1 protein-coding gene is annotated in these 1,573 nt (G+C 59.3%); it reads right to left on the bottom strand.

Annotation, left to right across the window (positions count from 1 at the left end; translation table 11 throughout):
• Positions 1 to 101: 101 nt before the first annotated feature.
• The gene (locus FHW64_RS34165; protein WP_184533942.1) at positions 102 to 1,493 is read right to left on the bottom strand and encodes a transposase; all 1,392 of its coding nucleotides are present in this window, start codon (positions 1,491 to 1,493) and stop codon (positions 102 to 104) included.
• Positions 1,494 to 1,573: the final 80 nt, after the last annotated feature.

Here is a 1,573-nt window from a genome sequence, read left to right as displayed (position 1 = left end):
GATTCTGTTGAAAAACAGGTGGGCAGCCGCACTCGCCGCGCCCCTCTCTCTCGATTCACGAGGGAGCGCGTACCTCCGGGGCGTCGACCGCCCGGCGCCTCTCAAATCGCGGCTGCGGTTCTTCCTTGAACCCCAAGCAGCCGTTTTGCCATCCTTCGTAGGTTCTGTGCTGTTGCTGCGAGCAGGAACTCGTCTCTTGCTCCAGACATTCCTCGCAGCCGTAGCCGGTCGAGCTTCAAGATGCGCTTCAAATGGGCGAACAACATTTCGACCTTCTTGCGCTGGCGTTTCGAATCGATGTACTCCGGCGTTCGTCCAATGGCGCGCCCCACATCTCTGGACTCCTCGTGAACGCTTCGAGCGATCTTGCGAATCGACGTGTTGGGACAGCAACGTTGCTTGAGCTGGCATCCCGCGCAGTCCTGCTTGCGTGAACGATAGATGATCGTGTCGGCTTTGGTGACGTGATCTCGAGGCTCGGTGAAGTTTCGTCGCTCGCTGCGCAGGGAGACGCCTTCTGGGCAACGGTACTCGTTCGCTTGCTCATTCCAGGTGAACTCATTGCTTGAGAGCGTCCCGTCCTTGCGCTGCGTCTTGTCCCAGACCGGGACGTGAGGCGCTATCTCCTTCTCCTTGACCATCCAGGACAGCATCGCACCTGAGCCGTACGCCGTATCGCCAACGAGGCGGCGAGGCTTTAGGCCGAAGCGCTCTTCCACGCGATCGACCATGACCTTCGTCGATTCGACCTCCCAGCTCCGGTTCGCTGGCGTGGCTTCGACATCGACGATGATCCCGACGTCCAGGTCGATCAGGTAGTTGGTTGAGTAGGCATATTGCGGCGGCCCGCCAGGCGCCGCGGTCCAATGCGCGGCAGGATCACTGAGAGAGATGTTCCGCTCCGAAGGCAACTCCGTATCGTCCGAGGCCACAGGGTTGGTCGCCTCCACACCTTCCAAATACTCACGTACAGCTCGGCTCGGGTTTTCCCACTTTGGCACCTGGCCGCGCTCCACTCCACGAGCGCGGTTCGCGTCGGCGCGTATGAAGCTTGCATCGACGGCAAAACCCTCTCCGCCCACCAGTCCCTCTGTCATGCATCGACGCAGAACGCTCTCGAAGAGCTGTCGGAAGGCGTCACTCGTGCGGAACCTGCCGTGCCGATTCTTGGAGAAAGTCGAGTGGTTCGGTACCTGTGCATCCAACTCAAGGCGGCAGAACCAACGATAGGCTAGGTTCAGATGAACCTCCTCGCACAGTCGACGCTCGGACCGAATGCCGCAGCAGTAGCCCACGATGAGCATCCGCAGGATCAGCTCTGGATCAATCGATGGGCGTCCCGTATGGCTGTAGAACGGCGCAAGCTGAGCGCGTAGCTCTCGCAGGTCCAGCACTTGATCGATTCCGCGAAGCAGATGGTCTCGCGGCACGTGTTCGTCGAGATTGAAGGAGTAGAAGAGTCTGTCTTGGCTGCCATCCTGTTGACCCATCATGTCAAAGCGCCTCCAACAAATTCGTTGCCTTCAACATAGGCGACCCGAACCAATTTGCCAGCGGGTTTTTCAACAGAATC

Origin of the sequence: Variovorax sp. Sphag1AA (assembly GCF_014192575.1) — a bacterium.
Classification (GTDB): Bacteria; Pseudomonadota; Gammaproteobacteria; order Burkholderiales; family Burkholderiaceae_C; genus Variovorax.
This window is presented reverse-complemented; position numbering and strand designations above follow the sequence as displayed.

What these genes read in the sequence shown, in the direction of transcription:
- FHW64_RS34165 (WP_184533942.1), bottom strand. Translation starts at nt 1,493, where the DNA reads ATGATGGGTCAACAGGATGGCAGCCAAGACAGACTCTTCTACTCCTTC.